11 protein-coding genes are annotated in these 21,104 nt (G+C 42.6%); all 11 read left to right on the plus strand.

Translation table 11 applies throughout. The features are described from left to right. Nucleotides 1–60: 60 nt before the first annotated feature. The 11 genes from ACR63T_RS04105 (at nucleotide 61) to ACR63T_RS04155 (ending at nucleotide 21,088) form a co-directional block, all read left to right on the plus strand. Nucleotides 61–8,565, plus strand: coding sequence for a two-partner secretion domain-containing protein (locus ACR63T_RS04105; protein WP_472784852.1), 8,505 nt, complete (start codon nucleotides 61–63; stop codon nucleotides 8,563–8,565). Beyond that, nucleotides 8,552–9,037, plus strand: coding sequence for a hypothetical protein (locus ACR63T_RS04110; protein ID WP_305899811.1), 486 nt, complete (start codon nucleotides 8,552–8,554; stop codon nucleotides 9,035–9,037). Before ACR63T_RS04105 ends, ACR63T_RS04110 begins: the two co-directional genes overlap by 14 nt. A gap of 647 nt (nucleotides 9,038–9,684) precedes the next feature. Beyond that, nucleotides 9,685–11,508 (plus strand): putative adhesin, encoded by a 1,824-nt coding sequence (locus tag ACR63T_RS04115; RefSeq protein ID WP_472784853.1) that lies wholly within the window; start codon nucleotides 9,685–9,687, stop codon nucleotides 11,506–11,508. A 12-nt stretch (nucleotides 11,509–11,520) separates the two neighbouring features. Then, nucleotides 11,521–12,027: a DUF7919 family protein gene (locus ACR63T_RS04120; protein WP_305899813.1), complete on the plus strand. Its 507-nt coding sequence runs from the start codon at nucleotides 11,521–11,523 to the stop codon at nucleotides 12,025–12,027. A gap of 396 nt (nucleotides 12,028–12,423) precedes the next feature. Continuing rightward, the gene (locus ACR63T_RS04125; RefSeq protein ID WP_472784854.1) at nucleotides 12,424–14,001 is read left to right on the plus strand and encodes a polymorphic toxin-type HINT domain-containing protein; all 1,578 of its coding nucleotides are present in this window, start codon (nucleotides 12,424–12,426) and stop codon (nucleotides 13,999–14,001) included. 1 nt (nucleotide 14,002) lies between these two features. Next, entirely contained in the window at nucleotides 14,003–14,860 is an 858-nt protein-coding gene (locus ACR63T_RS04130) for a hypothetical protein (RefSeq protein ID WP_472784855.1), read from the plus strand. Between the two features lie 466 nt (nucleotides 14,861–15,326). Continuing rightward, nucleotides 15,327–18,377 (plus strand): beta strand repeat-containing protein, encoded by a 3,051-nt coding sequence (locus ACR63T_RS04135; protein WP_472785229.1) that lies wholly within the window; start codon nucleotides 15,327–15,329, stop codon nucleotides 18,375–18,377. 101 nt (nucleotides 18,378–18,478) lie between these two features. Beyond that, nucleotides 18,479–19,258: a hypothetical protein gene (locus tag ACR63T_RS04140; RefSeq protein ID WP_472784856.1), complete on the plus strand. Its 780-nt coding sequence runs from the start codon at nucleotides 18,479–18,481 to the stop codon at nucleotides 19,256–19,258. Between the two features lie 62 nt (nucleotides 19,259–19,320). After that, nucleotides 19,321–20,486 (plus strand): IS3 family transposase gene (locus tag ACR63T_RS04145; protein ID WP_472784857.1). Its coding sequence is split into 2 segments (ribosomal slippage): nucleotides 19,321–19,579 and nucleotides 19,579–20,486, totalling 1,167 coding nucleotides; the frame shifts between segments, so codons are not numbered across the junction. A gap of 30 nt (nucleotides 20,487–20,516) precedes the next feature. Beyond that, nucleotides 20,517–20,657, plus strand: coding sequence for a polymorphic toxin type 47 domain-containing protein (locus ACR63T_RS04150; protein ID WP_472784858.1), 141 nt, complete (start codon nucleotides 20,517–20,519; stop codon nucleotides 20,655–20,657). 5 nt (nucleotides 20,658–20,662) lie between these two features. Further along, nucleotides 20,663–21,088 carry a hypothetical protein gene (locus ACR63T_RS04155; protein WP_472784859.1) on the plus strand — a complete coding sequence of 142 codons (426 nt, stop codon included), beginning with the start codon at nucleotides 20,663–20,665 and terminating at the stop codon, nucleotides 21,086–21,088. Nucleotides 21,089–21,104: the final 16 nt, after the last annotated feature.

Below are 21,104 nucleotides of genomic sequence, written 5' to 3' on the forward strand. Positions count from 1 at the left end.
TCTAAAAACATTTGCACGACCTAATTTGATATTAAATTATCTACATCCAAGGACATCTTTATGAACGCACAATGCTATCGAGTTATCTTTAACAAAGCCCGTGGTATGCTCATGGTGGTGTCCGAAGCTGCACGCTCACAAGGCAAAACCAGTAATGCAGGTGAGGGTGGCAGCGATATTAGTCAAGTCGCTAGTACCTCTCAGATTAGCGGTTCTAGCAATAGCGGTGGCTATCAGGGTGGCAGGTTAAATAGTCTACGCGCCCAAGTACTCTTGTCGCTAGGTCTTGCCACTATCGTAGCAGGCGCTAGTCTTACCGCTCATGCTGATAACACCGCAATCATCGCGGATCGTAACGCAGCGGCGAATCAACAAGCCACGATACTAGCCACTTCAAACGGTCTAGCACAAGTCAATATCCAAAGCCCAAGTGCGGCTGGCGTCTCGCGTAATGTCTTTAGTCAGTTCGATGTCGGCGCGGACGGCGCTATTTTAAATAATAGCCGTGTTAACTCGCAGACGCAGCTTGCTGGTTGGGTAGAAGGTAATCCGTATCTCGCCCGCGGTGAAGCGCGTATTATTTTAAATGAGGTCAACTCTAGTGATCCTAGTCGATTGGGCGGATTTACTGAGATTGCAGGGGGGAGAGCTGAGCTTATCATTGCTAACCCTGCTGGCATTACCTGCGCAGGTTGCGGCTTTATTAATGCCGCGCGCACGACGCTTACGACAGGTGAGGCACTGATGGATCAAGGCCGCGTGACCGGCTTTGATATAAAAGAGGGTAATATTCGGGTTGATGGCGATGGCTTAGATAGCAGTACATCAGACTATACACAGATTTTAGCGAAAACCACGGAGATTAATGCCGCGGTTTATGCCAAAAACTTAGACGTCATTACCGGTAATAATACCGTTAGCTACGAGGCTGATGGCGCAGACTCAATCATTACGCCTAAAAGTTCTGCTAGTAGCAATCAAGCGACAGGCGTGGCGCTTGATGTGTCAGCGCTGGGTGCAATGTATGCAGGTAAAATCCGTCTGATCGGTACTGAAAAAGGTATGGGCGTCACTAATGCGGGTAGCATTATTGCCTCAAACGCTGGTGGTTTACAGCTTGATGTTAGTGGTAACTTGATTAACATGGGCAGTCTAATTGCGAACAAAGGCAAAGTAGCTATTAATACTAGTGGCAACTCTGTAAATAACTCAGGCACGATTGCCAGCAGTCAAGATACTACTACTCTCATTAGTAGCTCGCTTGATAATAGTGGTGTGATCAGCAGTTATGATACGGCAAGCTTGCAGCAGACAGGCGCTATTGCTAACTCAGGTGAGATCGCTGCGGGTAGCTTCGATATTGACGCCAGTAGCTTAAACAATACTGGTAAATTATTGCAAACGGGTAGTGGTCAGCTAGGTGTTACTACAAGTTCACTAATTAACAAAGAAGGCGGCATCATTGGTCAAGACTTGTATGCTGATGCTAGTACGCCGCCTGCTACCGCCCCAACAACTAATCCGCCAACAACGGCTAATAATGGCAGTACAGTACAAGAGAATAGTGGTACGACGAACCCTTCAGAGCCTACCCCTGTCATCCTACCCCCTGTTTCTCGTGACGGTACTATCACCGTTAGCAACATTACTAACAGCGGCAGTATCTATAGCAATAGCAAGATTAATACCACCGCCGATAGTGTTAATAATCAAGGTAAGTCGAGTCTCGCGCTGGGTCGCTTAGATATTGCCAATAGTGGTAGCTTAATCAATACCGATAGTCGCGTGCAGCTTGAGAATATCGACTGGCAACTAGCAAGCTTTGATAATAGTAATAGTCAAATTACCGCGACGAATAGCATTAACATTCGCACAGCCAATCAGATTAATAATACTCAAGGTACAATCGGGGCTATTGGTGACATCAGTCTAAGTGCAAAAAATCAGATCAATAATAATCAAGGTGTTATTCAGAGTAACGCTAATGTAATCACCAACAGCGACGATTTCAACAATACTAAAGGTAGCATTAGTAGCCAAGGTAATTTAAGTATTGATAACCGTGGCAATTTGATCAACAACCAAGGTCGTCTGCAAAGCGATGACAGCCTAACTCTTAATACCAAAGGCTATAGTAATACGGACGGCACTATCATCGGTGTACAGCGCGCTGCTATTAACACTCTTGATGACATTACTATTAATAACAACAACAATAATATCCAAGCAGGCAATTTGGCCATTACGACTCAAGGCATCTTTACTAACACTACTAAAGTTGCTGGACAAAATGCACTAACGATCACCGCCAACCGTATTGATAACCAACAAGACGGCGAGCTGACCAGTAGTGGCACCACTCAACTCAATGCAGCCACTGATATCGATAATCGCGGATTAATCAATGGGATTAATACCTATCTAAACGCTACTGATAGCGTTAATAATTATAGTGGTGGTCGCATTTATGGTGATCAAGTAGCGATAGCGGCTAATACTTTAAACAATACGCCTGATGCGGGTACTGATAGCTCAGATCCAGCACCTGTCATTGCCGCGCGTAATCGCTTGGATATAGGGGTTACAACGTTAAATAATAATTCCAACCAAGCCCGTAGCGGAAAATTCAATGAGGACTTTAGTGGTCAAGCTCGTCTCATTAGTAATGGTGCGCTATATATCGGTGGCAGCCTAGATGCCAATCAGCAAGCGGTAGGTCGCGCGACGACCGTGAACAATAAAGGTGCTTCTATCGAGTCAGTCGGTAATATGACGATTAGCACTAATTTGCTTAACAACGTCAATGCCGACTTTAAAAAAGAGGCCTTTACTATCAGTGAGGTCAAAGATAAGAACCAGTATGCAGGCACAGAAGATGGACGTAAATATGATGAAGAGGAAGTAGAGCTACGGGATGACAGTAAGCTTGACGATGAAGATCTCTATGTTATCGCAACCGATGAGCCACTAGGCTCAAGTGGTGGCGAAAACTTTTACATCTTTAACTTCGATGAGCGCATCACTGAGGATAGAACCGTTGTCTCAGACCCTTCTAGAATCATCTCAGGTGGCGTGATCACCTTGCAAGGCGATCAGCTTAATAACGACAAAAGCCAGTTAGGCTTAGGAGAAGGATTTCTTGTCACAGGCGATAATATCACCAATGTTGGCGATGTCGATTTACAAGGCTTTAAGACCAAATACATCGAAAACGGTAAAGTGATCTATAGGCATGTGGAGTCCTCAGGATTTTTTGGTAGCGGTCATAAAATTGAGAAAGATAATAAAGGGGCCTACACTCAAGCGCCTGAAAAATTAGAGTCTTATCAGCTCCCTATTCTAAAGCAAGACATCGATAAAGTGGTCGTGGCTCAAAACGTCACGAATGCTGATGGCCTCACTGTTACTAGCACCCCAACCGATGAGATTCGTAGTAGTGGCACTGCGCCAAGCTTACCTGATAGTAGTTTGTTTGGTATTAATCCTGATAGCGATGCCGATTATCTGATTGAAACTGACTCTGAATTTGCTAATTATAAAAACTGGCTGTCATCAAGCTACATGCTAGAGCGCCTAAAGCTGGATCCCACTATCACTCAAAAGCGTCTAGGTGATGGCTACTATGAGCAGCAGTATATTCGTGATCAGATCATGATGCTCACAGGTCGCTACTACCTTGCCAACTACGCTGATCAAGATGCTCAGTATAAAGGACTAATGGATGCAGGGATCACTGCAGCCCAAACCCTTAACTTACGCCCAGGTATTGCCCTAAGTGCCGCGCAGGTCGCTAACCTCACCACTGATATGGTATGGCTCGTAGAACAAAGTATCACCCTAGCAGATGGTAGTACGCAGTCTGTGCTCGTCCCTAAAGTCTATACCCGCCAAGCGGCTGGTCAGATTGACGGTACTGGCAACTTAATTGCTGCTAACAATATCGACGTCAATCTAACAGGCGATCTTACCAGCCAAAGCAACATCATCGGTCATCAAAGCATCACCATTAGTGCCAATAACATCACCAATGCCAATGGCGGTGTCATCAAAGGCAGCTTTGTTCAAATCAGCACCACAAACGACCTAAACAATCTAAGCGGCACTATTGCAGCGGACAGTGCTATGCAGCTCAATGTCGGCGGTGATCTAAATAATAAAAGCCTCACCTATACTAGTGATGCAGTCGATGGTGCTAGTAATGCCACCCGCACCGGCATCACTCAAATAGCCAGCATCTATGTTGGTGATGATTTGAAAGGTCAGACAGATGCTAATGGCAACCCCTTAACTACCTTTGTCGCAAGCGTTGGCGGTAACACTACTTTCGCAGCAGGTCGTCTTGACAACCAAGGCGGTAGCAGCGTCATCAACGCCACAGGCGATGTCACTCTTGATGCGGTCAATGTCAGCTATCAGTCCAACAGCATTCTTGATAGTAATAACTACTATAACCAAGGCGCATCAGCCGATATTGGTAGCCAAATCACAGGTAACAACGACATCCTCTTAACCGGCAACAACATCAGTGGCACCGCGGCTCAAATCAGTAGCACTACTGGCAATGTTGGTATCCTTGCCGATGGCAACGTCGACTTCATCGAGGGTCGTAGTACAAACAATCTTAGTACTGCCTCAAAATCAAAAGAAAGCAACTGGTATGGAAGTAAACGAATTTCAGAAAGTGTTGACTTTTATGAAGATAATGCGTTGATCACTAATATCAATGGTAACAGCGTTTCAATCGACTCAGAGAACGGTAACGTCAATTTAATAGGCTCAAACGTAAAAGCCGTTGGCGCTGCTAAAGTCACCGCTATGAACGGCAAGGTCACCGTTCAATCAGCCGTAGATAAAGCCGCCTTGAGTGAAACCCGCAGCACCAGCAACTTTTACAAAGAAACAGGCGCACAAAAAGGTTATGAGCGTGAGACGCTCAATCAAACGGGCATCAGCGGCGGTAGTGTCTATATCAATGGTGACAATGTCGCGGTTAATGGTGCTAGATTACAAGCCAAGGACGGCACCCTACAAGTGGGCGATGCCACCCTTGCCACTGATAGCCAAGGTAATATAATATTTGGCGATAATGGTAAACCTATCATTGAGTCAGGCTCTATAGACAACCTAAGCTTTGGCACTATTGAGCTTAATAGTCGTGAGTGGGATGAGAAACAAAAGGCTTATAAAGGTATCGCCAAAGTCGGTATGCAAGTCGCAGGTGTCGTCGGTGGCGCACTAGGTATTACTGATGGTATCACCATTAGTGAAAGCAATGGCACTACTACCACCAGCAAAGACGAAGCTATCAGTCGCCTAGAAGGACAGAATATCTTAGTTGGTGGTAAGACCGTTCAAGCAGAAGGCACCCAGTTCACCGCCACTCAAGCGGGCGGTAGCACATACATACTAGGTAAAGACATTGACTTAGGGGTGGCAACTAGTACTACCACTGCCACTACCACTGCCCAAAAAGAAACCATTGGTGGCGAAGGTGTCAAGCTGAACAGCGACAGCTTACAGCTAGGCGCTGTGGTTCGCACTGATACTGAGGACACCAAGACCACCACCACAGGTACTAACCAAGGCGTTACTATCAACAGTGACAACATCGTCGTCTTAGGTGATATGACTGATGGTAGCCTCACCACCACTGCCGCTAAGCTCAATGCCAATCAACAGACAGGTAGCTTATTGATTGGCGCTAAGACTACTGTCTTAGGAGGTATTGAAGATACTGAAACTGTCACCCAAAGCAATAAAACAGACACCACTCGCATCAGTGTTGACGTACATCACGCGGCAGTAGATACCATTAGCGCCGCTGAACAAGTCAAAGAAGCAGGCTCTGCCCTCGCCGCTGCTAAGAACAACCTTCGTGACGCCAAAGACAGAGTATCACGTGGTGAGCTAAGTCAAGATGCCATCAAAGACTATGAGATCAACCTAGCAGCCGCTACCCTAAATCTTGCCAATGCCCAAATTAATCTCGGTAGTGTCGCCGCTGGTGCTGCTAATACTGCGGGCACCCTAGGCTTTAGTGCTTCAGCTAACGTTGAGAATACCCAAACTAAAACTACCGATACGCAAACCCAAGGCAAATGGCAGGGTACAGAAGTCAATGGCGCTAATGCTACCTTTGTTGGTGATAACTTTACTGGCGTCGGACTCCAAGGCAATATCGGACAGCTCAACATCGACAACCTTGGCAGCCTCAACCTTAGTGCAGGTACCAACACCAGTAGCAGTACCAGTACCAGCAAAACCAATAGCCAAACGGGCAGTATCAGCACCACAGGCAGTGCAAGCCTTGGCATCAGCACCCAACAAAGCCAATCCCAAGCCCAAGGCACTACCTTTACCAACAGCGAGCTAAACGTAGGTGAGCTTAATGGCTATGCCGATACCACCAACTTAACAGGCGGACGCATCAATGCAAATGGCGGCAGCTACGCTACAGACAACCTATACATCGAGACCGTGCAAAACAGCGAAAGTCAAAGCAATAAAAGTTCAGGGGGCAACCTAGGCATCAACTTTAACAACGGTATTCCAAGCGGTGGCAGTATCGGTGCCAATAAAGCCAGTGGTAGCAGTCAAAGCATAACCGCCGCCGAGCAAAGCGGTATCGTCTACAATGATGACAATCACAGCCTAACCGCAGGCAGCACCACTAACATCGGTGGCATCATCGCTAATATAAACACCGATAGCGATGGCACCCAAACTAACAGCAATCTGAACTTCACCACAGGGACTCTAGTCACCAAAGATCTGATCAACACGGCAACCCAAGAACAAAAGAGCATCGGTGGCAGTATTAGCACAGGTAAAACCGCAACGGGCGTTAGTCTCAATAACATCGGTCTTCAGCTTGGTAATACAGGTCAAGAGTTTAAAAGTAAAACGCTTGCTACTATTGGACAAGGCGCTGTGGTCACGGGTGACATGATCACAGGACAAGATAGCTTAGCAGGTGTCAATCGTGATGCCTTCAACACTGAAACCATCATTACAGATAGGCAGACGGGTGGTCTTGCGGTAGATACGGGTATTGATACCCGAGTGTTTACCAGTGCAGGTCGAGAGGAGATTGTCAAAGAACAAAGAGAGCTTGGGAAGAATGTTAAAGGCGTTGTTGCTATTACTGGCACTGCGGGACTAGCCGTTCCCTCCATCGCAGCGGGACTCTTAGACAACGGCAATAGCAACCCTGATAGTCTTAATAAATCAGGCATTGATAAAGCCAAAGACAACGTTACTCAGCTCGTCAACAATCTAGAAACAGGTATGAGTGATGATACTGTTAATCTTACCGCGACTGTAGAAGCCATACAAGAGGGCGAGCTGACTAACAGTGTTGATAACAAAGACACCCTCAATCAGCTTAATGCTGCTATCACTCAAGGTACTGATGCTAGTGGCACTCAAATCAGTCTCGTTGATGACCTGCGTAACGTAAATGGAGATAGTGTTCGAGGCACAACCAACGTTATCAATGGTACAGATACTTATATTGCTACCGATAGTATGGGTAATGTGGTTGAACTCATTAATCATGAAGGTGCCCATCAAAACGGTCAAGGAGAGTTCGCGGCTGATGTCATGGGTCAAACAGGTAACAGCGCCTTTAACCTTGGCAAATGGGCGAACAGTGGCGCAATCGCGGAAGAACGCACGACCATTACGCCAAGACCAATCACGGCTACTAATGATGCTAAAGCTCAGCAGGAGCAACTCGCAAATGATAAAGAGAAGTTAGAGACTCAGCAGAACGCTGGCGATGCGTTTGAGGATAATCGCAGAGGGATAACAGTTAGAAGTCCGCAACAACAACAAAGACGAGATATTATTGCTTTTGAAACATTGGCAATACGTAGACATTTACCTAATTTCAGAGGGATTTCTACAGCACGTCCAAACAATCAAATTTCTCAAGCTGAGGTATTAGAATATCAGGCATTAAGTAGATTCCTGCAATCGTCAGGAAGAACATATCCTAATCCTGAAGCTGCTTATCGAGCATTTCAGCGAGAAACAGCACAGCGTCCTGTCCAGTTAAACATAGAACTTGGTGGTAGTGGAGGACAGAGAACCAACTCTTCTTCTAACCCAGACGCAAATGCATGGGAGGCTATAAGACCTAATGTCCAGAATCCTAACAAAAGACATAAGGTAGATAGTGTTGGTGGTAAAAATGTACTAGTTAGAGACGTTAATACAGTGGTCAGTAGCCGTGTCAATATGGAACATGATATTATCCAAATAAGGCTAGGTGGAGGTCAACCATCAAGAGGACCAAGCGGTGAAAGGCAAATTGAGATAAATGGCAGAACATATCAGACACACGCCGGAGGAGGTCCGAACACATCGGACAGTCTAATTCCTGTATCATCACGTAATCCAAATGAAATGTTTAGATTATCTCGAGGAGAGTATAAGAATTTACAACAAATTGTCAGGAATAAGGGCAATATCAATCAAACACGTACTAATCTGTCTGGTCGTCCAGACTTCAATCAGAATGATTTTAATAGAGCGGCAGAGGTATACAATGCAACAAGATGAACTGGATGGATACTATAATATTTTATTTGAAAATGAATTTAATATTAATGAGTTAAAAGACTTGATGATAGAAAGGTTTCCCACCTCGAATATAATTTTTGATATCGATGATGAATATGGAGCCATAGAGCATCGTCATAATGATGATAAATTTGATATATCCATGTCTATTTTTTATATGAAAACAGATGATGTTTATGATTTTAAAGATGTAAAGATTAGAGCATTGCTATACGTAGGGACTGAACTTCAAATTAGCTCTTTTGACATAATGAACTTTTTACAAACAATTTCTAAGAAGTTTAATACAAAGATTTATGTGCCTATCGAAGACGTAGAAAAAGTATTACCTAGCTTAGGTAATATTAAAACGTGGTGTATAGATAATGATAAAAGAAAGATTGTATTTGATTTAGAAGAGTTATCAGGTAATTCTTTAAATCACTATTGCGACTATCTACTTTTCCCTTGAGATATAAAAGCTGATAAGCAGACTAAATGGGATGGCAATAAGTATAGGGCAGGTTATTACTTTCATTAGTTTGGCATGATATCAAAAGCCTACTATTTATGTCGTCTTTGTATTGTTTAGAAAAAATAGGTAATAGGATTTATACAAAAGAAAATTTAGTCAATAAGAAAATATTGAATTTTTAAGAAAAAACGAAGCTTACACCTTAGATGTGCCATCCTCTTATATGACATATTACTTAAAAGAAGATATGTTTTATTCTTTATCTAAAGACAGTCATTTTTTGATTACGACTAAATTAAACCCTATATTTTGTGAACAGTTAGTAGATAAGCGAATGAGTCTGTGAGTAAGTGTCGTAACACATAAAAGTTAAGCGCAATTAGATCAGAAAACTACGATGCATCATGTATCGTAGCTTTTTTATTTGGCTTAACTAAACCAATGACACGCTCAACTTCACCACAGGCACTCTAGTCACCAAAGATCTTATCAACACCGCAACCCAAGAACAAAAGAGCATCGGTGGCAGTATTAGCACAGGTAAAACCGCAACGGGCGTTAGTCTCAATAACATCGGTCTTCAGCTTGGTAATACAGGTCAAGAGTTTAAAAGTAAAACGCTTGCTACTATTGGACAAGGCGCTGTGGTCACGGGTGACATGATCACAGGACAAGATAGCTTAGCAGGTGTCAATCGTGATGCCTTCAACACTGAAACCATCATTACAGATAGGCAGACGGGTGGTCTTGCGGTAGATACGGGTATTGATACCCGAGTGTTTACCAGTGCAGGTCGAGAGGAGATTGTCAAAGAACAAAGAGAGCTTGGGAAGAATGTTAAAGGCGTTGTTGCTATTACTGGCACTGCGGGACTAGCCGTTCCCTCCATCGCAGCGGGACTCTTAGACAACGGCAATAGCAACCCTGATAGTCTTAATAAATCAGGCATTGATAAAGCCAAAGACAACGTTACTCAGCTCGTCAACAATCTAGAAACAGGTATGAGTGATGATACTGTTAATCTTACCGCGACTGTAGAAGCCATACAAGAAGGTGAGCTAACTAATAGTATTGACAACCAAGACACCCTCAACAACTTCAATACCGCCATTACCGAAGGCACTGATGCTGATGGGACGAAAATTAGTCTTGTCGATGACCCTCGTAATGTAGACGGCATACGAGTACGAGGTACCACCAACGTTGATACAGGACAAGACACCTTTATTGATACTGGTAGCATGAGTAGTGTGGTTGAAGTCATCAACCATGACGCCGCGCATCAAAATGGACAGGGAGAAGCGGCTGCTGATGTCATGGGTCAAACAGGTAACCGTGCCTTTAATCTTGGTAAATGGGCGAATAGTAGTGCAATAGCGGAAGAGCGCACAACGATCACGCCAAGACCAATCACTGCTACTAATGATGCCAAAGCGCAGCAAGAGCAATTAGCAAGCAATAAAGAGAAGTTAGAGGCTCAGCAGGAAGCTGGGGATGCGTTTGAGGATGATACGGATACTTGGACTTATAATGGAAATTCTGCGCCCTCTACTAACGCTGAAATGAGAGCTTTAAATAATGAAGCAAAAAGGTTGTTTCCGAACAGTACTGCTGATCAAGAAGCTTATAAGGCGGGGAAAGAGTCTGCTTTTGGCTCTAGTGTTGTTAATGCAGGGCAAGGATTAGTAGAAATTGCTAGAGATCCAAAAAGTGCGATTACTAATTCGTTTAGAGGTATGATAAACGTATTAACTGATCCGAATAAAGCGGGTCAAGAGATGAGAGCAGCCATAATTCAATGGAAAGACGACTACAACAAAGCTTTGAAAGACAACCCAAAACTTGCCGGTAAAATGAGAGGTGAGCTTGAGGATGCTGTAGGATTTGGAGTGGTTAGTACGGTATTAACTGGAGGTTCAGCTAATGCTCTAAAAACATTGCAACAAACGGGTAAGTTTGAATCAAGAGGTGTATTAGGAGATAATAATGGTTCAGGAAATGCTAAAGAAGTTATTCATGGAGGAAATGGTCAGGCAATATCAGGTCATGGATATTATGATTTTAGAATGACTGCTAATAGAGAGTTAATTGTACCTGAAGGTACTACTGTTATAACTGCGCCATTTAATACAAAAATTAGTGATACTACTGGACGTTTTATGGAAGGCGTTAATGCTGATAAATTAGGTCGAGTTAATGCTAATCAGAGAGTACAAATGGCAAAGGATTGGGCTAAACAAAATAACATAACTGGACGAGCTCTGACTAGACTAAAAAATGAAGTTAAAGAGCTACAGGTTTATAAGCCTGGATCTACTATGCCTAATTATAGTATCAGCCCACCTGAAAGACTAACGATCCATAAAAACTCTACTACAGTAGGAGTGACGACAAATCTTGATCAGATACTAAAGCCTAATAAAGGTTGTATTCCTTTAGCTACCTGTACTGAAACTATTAAACGCTAACAGAGGCAAATTATGTATTATCCTGATTTAGAAAACTATTATATGTACGATGATAACTACTCGAATATGTTTAACATTGGTTGGTTGGATAAGTCTTATGATTTCACAAAAGGTGAGGTTAGCCAAAATTTAGTGGAAAAACTTCGATATCTAACATTACTTGCGAGAGAGCAAGATATGTTTCATTACACACATCCGAGTGGCATTGTTGTTCACAGTGGATTAGTTCGAGGACCAATATTCGAATGTCCTTATTGTGGAGAAAAAATCGGTCTGTTCGATGAGAATGATCAGTCTGATAACCCAAAGGGTGTTCAATTAGGATTAAATACTATGGAAATACCAAGTATTGACGGAAATTTCATCTACATATTCCCCACTTTACTCTATCACTATATTACTGAACATAATTATCGTCCACCAAACGAATTTTTATTAGCTTTAGAGGCTTTTGATTTAACCAAACCTTTCAACTGTAACGACTTAGATGACAATGTCTATGAAAGTTTTGGAGAATGATCAGTTAATTTGAATTGAAATTTATATTATAAGATAATTTGAAAATATTATTTTCACGTATTGAGTCTGGTCTCTAATTTGTCCAGCGCATCAAACATTTTCCAAAATTCAGAATTTATTCAAAGGCTACCACATAAGAATTTATGTCGTAGCTTTTTTTATTCTTAATTTATTATTCTTACCGCGACTGTAGAAGCCATACAAGAAGGTGAGCTAACTAATAGTATTGACAACCAAGACACCCTTAATCAGTTTAATACTGCTATCACTCAAGGTACCGATGCTAGTGGCACACAAATTAGTCTTGTCGATGATCCTCGCAACGTAAATGGCGAACGTGTTCAAGGCACGACTAACGTTATCAACCGAACTGACACATTTGTGAACACTGACAACATGAGTAACGTGGTTGAAGTCATCAACCATGACGCGGCTCATCAAAACGGACAAGCAGAAGCGGCGGCTGATGTCATGGGTCAAACAGGCAACAGTGCCTTTAACTTAGGAAAATGGGCTAACAGTGGCGCAATCGCCGAAGAGCGTACGACGATCAAGCCAAAACCAATCACAGCGACTAATAATGCTAAAGCGCAGCAGGAGCAATTAGAGCAGAATAAGGAGAACCTAGAAGCTCAGCAGGATGCTGGGGATGCGTTTGAGGATGGTGGAATCTACGACGGTACTGTACCTGGTTACTCTGGTGAGTGGGAGGATATGAAAAATGTATGGGGAACTAAAACTCGACCTATAACAGAGAAAGATTTTGATAAATTCGTAAAAAGTATGTCTAAGACATTAGGATTTGATGTAGAAGATGCTGCAATCCATATTTTTACGCCTTTGATGGCTGGGTCGGGTTCAACTGCCAATATGGTCGTTAGTATAGGCAAAAGTGGTATTATAATTTCAAATAAAGGTAGAGTAGTCAAGCAGTATAGTTCTGCTTATCTTGCTAAACTAGCTGCTAGTAGAAAGGCTAGCAAAAGTGCAGCTTCTGACTTGCCTTCTACAAATATAGGTTCAAATCTTCCTGTAATCAAAGGTACTTCTATTAAGCAAGCAGGGGCAACTAAAAATTTAGACTTTAGCAAGGTATGTAGTGGTACAGTATGCTTCACCGCAGGTACATTAATTCATACTATTCATGGTACAAAACCAATCGAAACAATTGAACGTAGCGAACTGGTTTGGTCAAGAGAAGAGTTTGGTGATAAATATGATTATCGTCCTGTCATTGCCACCAAAGTCACGCCAAATGCGCCTATTTATGAAGTTAAGATTAAGCATGACAATGGTTTAGAAGAAACCTTTAATACTACCGAAGAGCACCCATTCTGGATTGATGGTGAAGGTTGGCGAAAAGCGTCAATCTTAGAGTCGGGAATGAAGTTACTTGATAAGCAGGGGTATGCTACTGCCACTGTTGTTAGCCAAATGGCTTTAGAAAAGACTGATACAGTTTATAACTTTGAAGTACAGGAATTTCATACTTATCATATTGGCGAGATAGGTCTTTGGGTACACAATGCAAATTGTTGTGACTTCACTGATAACTGGGGTGCCATTGAACCGAAATTCAAAGCAGCAGGTTGGGTCGATTCCAAAACGAATAAGGTTCGTTATTTAGATCCATTTGACGGTAAACTAAAGAACTTTCCTGATAATGTGACACCACAGGTTGATCATGTATTGCCAAGAGTTGAAGCTAAAAGATTAGCCGGTAAAGACTTAACAACTGCTGAATTAAATAAAATCATCAACTCTAGCGATAATTTAATGCCTATACCTGGCTATCTAAATGGATCTAAAGGCAGTAAGGTAGAGTATAAAAATGGCGGTTGGGTACAATACGGTAATAAAGGCAAAGGTAAACCGATACCGATTAATGCAGAATATAAAGCACATATTCTAGAAATTCAAAAAGATATTCGACTCAAAATTTTAAAAGCTATCGAAGTTAAAGAAGGTAAATAAAATGAATACACATATTCTTAATGAGTTTGATGAGATTTACTATGATCTAGAGAAATTGAGTATCGATGATGTTTATATCAAAAACAGAGATGAAACAAAAATTGAATTTAATTCACTCAACTTTAAGAATGCTAAACCTAAGAATTTAAGCTTTCATGACTATTTCTTTAAGCCATTTAAGGACACTCAACCTAATACTTATGCAGTGTTATCTCAGGTTAAAGAAAAGTTCTTTTATGCTATCCAAAGAACAGATATTCCAGAAATATTTTCAGATATTACAGCGTTTGGGGTCAATATCAATGGCATTATTGTATTTTTAGGATATACGCCTTACATTGATAAGCATGCTCAAAGAAATGAGTTCAATTTCCCCATAGAGATTATTCATTCGTGGCTGTGGCATAGCGCAGGTTGGTATATTTCCGACGGAGTAAACTATGGGCCATTAGCCGCAAGTGCTTTACCATCAAGTAATAACCCACCGTTAGTATCACTCTGTCCAGATATTGAAGGAAAGAGTAAGAAAGCTCGTGAAAAAGTAGCCTTTTTAGAAGAAAAGTTTCAACAGCCATTTTTAGTAGATTATGAAGATGATGATAGTTATGAAACTCATTTTCAACTTCGTGCTTTAATCGATACTAGGTTTAATGGTTTAGAGCAAGAGAAGAACTTTCAATTATTCTCTATTGTTAATCATGCGGAAAAAGATATATTTTTTATCCAAGACCAAGATGTTTATAGTATTAAGAAACTTATCAACCCAGCAGAAGCAATAGATAAATACGCAGCTCATTTATTGTCAAGGCAGGAAGGCTTTTTTGATTTTAGAGATTATGGAGAGGCTTTTCAGTATTAAAATAAGTATTATGCATTTTATGAAGCATTTAGGCTGAATGGAGCTTGCTACATACAGAATCTTAAACATATTTAATAAGATTTCTTTATCTAACTGCAAAACTGTACTTGCCCCTGCCGAGGGACGAGGCACAAAGCTAACTATTAAAGAAAAATAGCCCATGCCCTGCATATTTCCAGCTCATTAAAGCACTCAAATCTCTAGGCCATGCTTTTTAACCGTAGGCAATAAAGACTCAGCTATCCTAGGTGATGATACCTTAAGTATCATTGCAGGCAAAGATATCAATATAACGGGTGCCAAGGTTAATAACTATATTGGCAGCTCTGAATACGTTGCTGGAGAAAACATTAATCTAAATGCCCTTAATATTGGTAGCAGTGAAACCCATCAGTACAGTGATCGTGACTATCGAAATACCAGCCATTCAAAAGATACAGGCAGCAAGCTTGTTAGCGCGGGTAATCTGACCATGTCAGCTAATAATATCAGCGGTGTTGCAGCAGATATCGAAGCTGGTGGACTTGCTACTCTTGATGCCAGACAAGACATCAGCCTACTTAACGGTACAGAGCAGGATAAAAATGACTCTTATAGTACATCTGCCCAAAGAGACAGCCACTCTGAGCGTAGTACCAGCATAGGCAGCCGCTTAGATGCTGACCGTATTGAGATGCAAGCGGGCAATGATATCACGCTGACTAATGCAAGCGTCAATGCAAAGACAGGCATCGAGCTTGGGGCCGGTAATAACATCGCCTTCAACGCCGTAAAAAACACCAATGTGAGCGACTTTACCGATCATAATGGGATCAATAATTCTGGGCGTAGGGTTGATGTCGGTACGCAGTTACACAATCAATCAGGCGAAGTTCGTATTACAGCAGGTAATAACGTTACTGGCACGGTCACGCAAATCATAAATGAGACAGGTAACACTATTATTGGTGCTGGCAATGATGTCATCTTTAATGAAGGGCGAGACGAGACAAGTAGTGAGGGTACTCGTAGTTGGACGAAAAAAAGATGGTATGGAAAAAAGACATATACTGAGCATGAGAGTAAATTTAGTGATACTGCAGTGACCAGTAATATCACAGGCGATAATGTCGTTATTAGCTCCAATAAAGGTAATGTCAGTCTCATAGGTGCTAATGTAAACGCGGCACAAGCGGCAGAAGTGACTGCAATGAAAGGGGCGGTCACGGTTCAATCCGCTGTCGACAAATCAGCCAAAAACACCAATCGCACTACTAGTAATTTCTATAAAGGTACTGGGCAACAAAAAGGCTACGAGCGCGAGACGCTCAATGAGACTGGCATCAGTGGTGGTAGCGTCTATATCAATGGTCAAAACGTCGATGTGAATGCAGCAAGCCTACAAGCAAGAGAGGGCAACCTACAAGTAGGCGACGCTACCCTCGCAACTGACACTCAAGGCAACTTAAGATTAGATGACAACGGCAAACCTATCATCGAATCAGGTTCTATCGACAATCTCACCTTTGGCAAGATAAAGCTTGAAGAGAAAACATGGGATAATAAGCAAAAGTCCTATAAAGGCATTGCCAAGATTGGCATGCAAGCCGTAGGTGTCGTCGGCGGCGCGTTAGGTATTACTGACGGTATGACGATTAGTAAAAGTAGTGAAGACACTAGCAATCATACTACCGAGGCGGCATCAAAGCTTGAAGGCAGTAACATCCTTGCCGGTGGTAACAATGTCAAAGCTGATGGCACCTCGTTTAAAGCGACTCAAGCAGGTGGCAGCACCTATGTACTGGGAAATAATGTTGAGTTAGGGGTGGCGACAAGTACAAACACGACCACCCAACGACGTCAAGAAGAAACCATTGGCGGTGAAGGTATTAAGCTTAACAGCGACAGTCTACAGCTTAGTGCAGTCGTTCGTACCGATGGCGATGATAAAACCGTCACCACCACCACTACTCATCAAGGCGTCACCATTGACAGCGACAACATCATCGTCCTTGGGGATATGACAGAGGGTAGCCTCAACACCATCAATGCCACCTTCAATGCTAATGAAGAGACGGGCAAATTACTGATCGGCGCTAAAACCACCGTCTTAAGCGGTATCGAAAACACCCAAACCGTCACCCAAAGCAATAAAACCGATACTACCCGAATCAGTGCGTCAGTCCATCATATAGCAGCAGATTTAGTAAGCGCGGGCGAACAAGTCAAAGAAGCAGGCTCTGCCCTCGCCGCTGCTAAGAACAACCTTCGTGACGCCAAAGACAGAGTATCACGTGGTGAGCTAAGTCAAGATGCCATCAAAGACTATGAGATCAACCTAGCTGCTGCCACCCTCAATCTTGCCAATGCCCAAATTAATCTCGGTAGTGTCGCCGCTGGTGCTGCTAATACTGCGGGCACCCTAGGCTTTAGTGCTTCAGCTAACGTTGAGAATACCCAAACTAAAACTACCGATACGAAAACCCAAGGCAAATGGCAGGGTACAGAAGTCAATGGCGCTAATGCTACCTTTGTTGGTGATAACTTTACTGGCGTCGGACTCCAAGGCAATATCGGACAGCTCAACATCGACAACCTTGGCAGCCTCAACCTTAGTGCAGGTACCAACACCAGTAGCAGTACCAGTACCAGCAAAACCAATAGCCAAACGGGCAGTATCAGCACCACAGGCAGTGCAAGCCTTGGCATCAGCACCCAACAAAGCCAATCCCAAGCCCAAGGCACTACCTTTACCAACAGCGAGCTAAACGTAGGTGAGCTTAATGGCTATGCCGATACCACTAACCTAACCGGTGGTCGCATTAATGCAAATGGCGGCAACTACGCCACAGGCAACCTTAACATCGAGACCGTGCAAAACAGCGAAAGTCAAAGCAATAAAAGCTCAGGGGGCAACCTAGGTATCAACTTTAACAGCGGTCTCCCAAGCGGTGGCAGCATAGGAGCCAATAAAGCCAGTGGTAGCAGTCAAAGCATAACCGCCGCCGAGCAAAGCGGTATCGTCTACAACAGTGACAATCACAGTCTCACTGCTAATCAGACCACTAACATCGGTGGCATCATAGCCAAGGTAAGCACAGATGCCAACGGCAACCAAACTAATGGCACGCTTAACTTCACTACAGGCACTCTAGTCACTAAGGATCTTGTCAACACCGCAACCCAAGAGCAAAAGAGCATCGGTGGCAGTCTTAGCACAGGTAAAACCGCAACGGGAGTCAGTCTTAATAACATCGGTCTTCAGCTCGGTAATACAGGTCAAGAGTTTGAAAGTAAAACGCTTGCTACTATTGGACAAGGCGCTGTTGTTACTAGTGATACCAGCACAGGTAAGGATAGCTTAGCGGGTGTTAATCGTGATGCCTTTAACACTGAAACCATCATTACAGATAGGCAGACGGGTGGTCTTGCGGTAGATACGGGTATTGATACCCGAGTGTTTACCAGTGCAGGTCGAGCTGAGATTGCCAAAGAGCAAAGAGAGCTTGTAAAGAATATTAAAACCACGGGCAAATAACTGCCGCAGCTGGTGTACAAGGGGTTGCTACCGCAGGTAATATTCTAAGCCAAAACCAAACCCTCTCTCAAGCCATTCAAGGCCTCAAAGCCCCTGCTAAAATGGCACAAGCCATTCAAAATAACCCTGAGATTGGCGCAGTCTTACAAGGCTATCAACAAGGCGATTATGACGGACTACTGAACAGTCAAGCTGCTCTACAAGCATTGGCTGACAGCACGGGCGTCAGTGTCGATGTTATTATCACAAGAATTACTCAAGAACTACGTGCCAAAGGTGCAACCGATGGTCAACTGGTTGCTATAGATGGTGATATTAGTAATAGAGAAGACGTCATCAAAACCACAGCCCATGAGCTTGATCATGTACGAGGCGGTAGTAGTGAAACATTAGCTAATCTTGCAGGAATTGCCGCTAACCTAAACGTCTCAGCCAGTATGGATGCCAATCAAGATGAGATAGATAAGTATAAGCCTGCTTTGGGTAATGGCAAAGATGCTGTGACCCAAACCGAGAATAAGCAGCTGCTTAATAAAAATGATACAACGCTGATTACAGCTGTCGAAAAGGCTCCTGAGAGCTTTGATTATAAAACTTCTTACATACAAGATATCAAGTACGCTCTAACCTACTTTAGCCCTGGTGCTCGTCAAGCTTATGAGAAGATTGACGCCAGTCAAGAAGCAGCTTTCTTAAGAGGTCAAAAAAAGGCTATCGATGACTTTACAAAGAATATTAGGGAAACACCAGAGAATGTCCAAGCCTTGTATAAAGCTATTATAGAAAATCCTGACGTTGTTTATGCGGGTCTTATAGATGCTATAAAAGCGATGCCTGAAGCTTATTACAATATGGGAAAAGATATTGTTAGCGCCTCATGAGCTATGCTGAAGAAACCGTACAACTAAACTTGGTAAACTAAGCGTATTCACAGGAGTTTACCATGACCAAGAAAATCAGAACCTACAGTACAGAATTCAAAGCAGAAGCCGTCAAGAAGATAGCGGACAATAACGGCAATATTTCAGCGACTGCAAAGCAACTTGGCATCGCCATGCAAACGCTATCGAACTGGAACAATAAAGCCAATCAAGGCAAGCTTATCGGTACAGAACAATATGATCCTGATCTTATGACGGCTCTTCAGGAAATAAAGCGCCTCAAACGACAGCTTAAAGTTGCTGAAGAGGAACGAGAGATATTAAAAAAGGCGACGGCGTACTTTGCAAAGCACAGCTAGTCAGGTACGCCTTTATCAAAGATAACCAGTACTTCTTTAGCATCAGCACTATGTGCCGTGTGCTAAAGATTAAGTATTCAAGCTACTACGACTGGCTGAGTCGCGATATTAGCGAGCAGCAGATACATCGCAACCGTTGTGAGCTACTCGTTAAAGCCGCTCACAGTGAAAGTAAAGAACGTTATGGTCATGAACGTTTGCATGCAACGCTCACCGAGCAAGGCCATAACATTAGCCTATACATGGTTAGAAGCATCAAAGAAGCACACGGTATCAGATGCCGTCGCCATAAGCGCTTTAAAGTCACCACCAACTCCAATCATAACAAGCTTGTCTATCACAACGTGCTTGATCAAAAGTTTGATGCGAAGACTCCTAATGAGTCTTGGGTCAGTGACATCACCTATATTTGGACCAATGAGGGCTGGCTGTATTTAGCAGGTGTTAAAGATCTCTATACCAAAGAGCTTGTCGGCTATGCTACAAGTAAGCGCATGACAGCAGACTTAGTATGCCGCGCGCTTAATATGGCCATTAAGAACAAACGTCCAAGCCAAGGGCTGATTGTGCATTCTGATAGAGGTAGTCAGTACTGTAGCCATGCGTATCACAAGATCATCGAGCAGCATCATTTTAAAGGCTCAATGAGTGGTAAAGGTAATTGCTTTGACAATGCTCCGATAGAAAGCTTCTGGGGTATATTAAAGAATGAGCTTGTATACCATCAAGAGTGTAACACAAGGTTTACAGCGACCAATGAGATCACACAGTATATCGAGCTGTATTACAACCAGACTAGGATTCAAAAAGGTTTAGGCTATAGAACGCCAAGGCAGGTGTGGTTTGACTTTTATCGTCAGGCTGCGTAACTAAAATCTCCCAGGTTTAATTGTACGGATTTGACGGCAGAGGGCAAAAGTAACGGTCAGCTAGGTGAAGGACCTCACCAACCACATATAGGATATCAGACTCCTGGTAAAGGTTCAGATAGAATTAGAGGACATATATTTGTAGATCATATTCCGGCGACAAGGAGATAAATGTAATGTATATTGTAAATGAATTAAAATTAAATGCAGATAAAATAGGTCTTAGTTATTCAATCATTAAGGGAATAGAAGCTAAAAATTTAATTTCTGAAATTTTTGGAAAATTTAATCCTTTAAAAACGAGTGGGCATCTATCAATATCGGATAATAGTAAAGTTATTAATCTAGAAGATAATGAGTTTAAGTATACTTTGGCAATGAAAAAACAAAAAGGTTACCTGTTTTTTGATCAAGAAGGAATTGATAGAAATATAGTTTTTGAAGTTGAGAATGTGCAAAGAGTTGGCGAACTGATGGAAGAGTCTTTCGGTATTGAGTACTTTCTATCAAACAATAATTTAAGTTTTCTAATAGCTGTAAATTGGTATGTTATCGAAATTTCAGGTGATTGTGAAGGCATTGAAGACTTAATTAATATCTAGGTGTTAATTACTCGTA

It is taken from the genome of Psychrobacter sp. M17(2026), assembly GCF_055699815.1.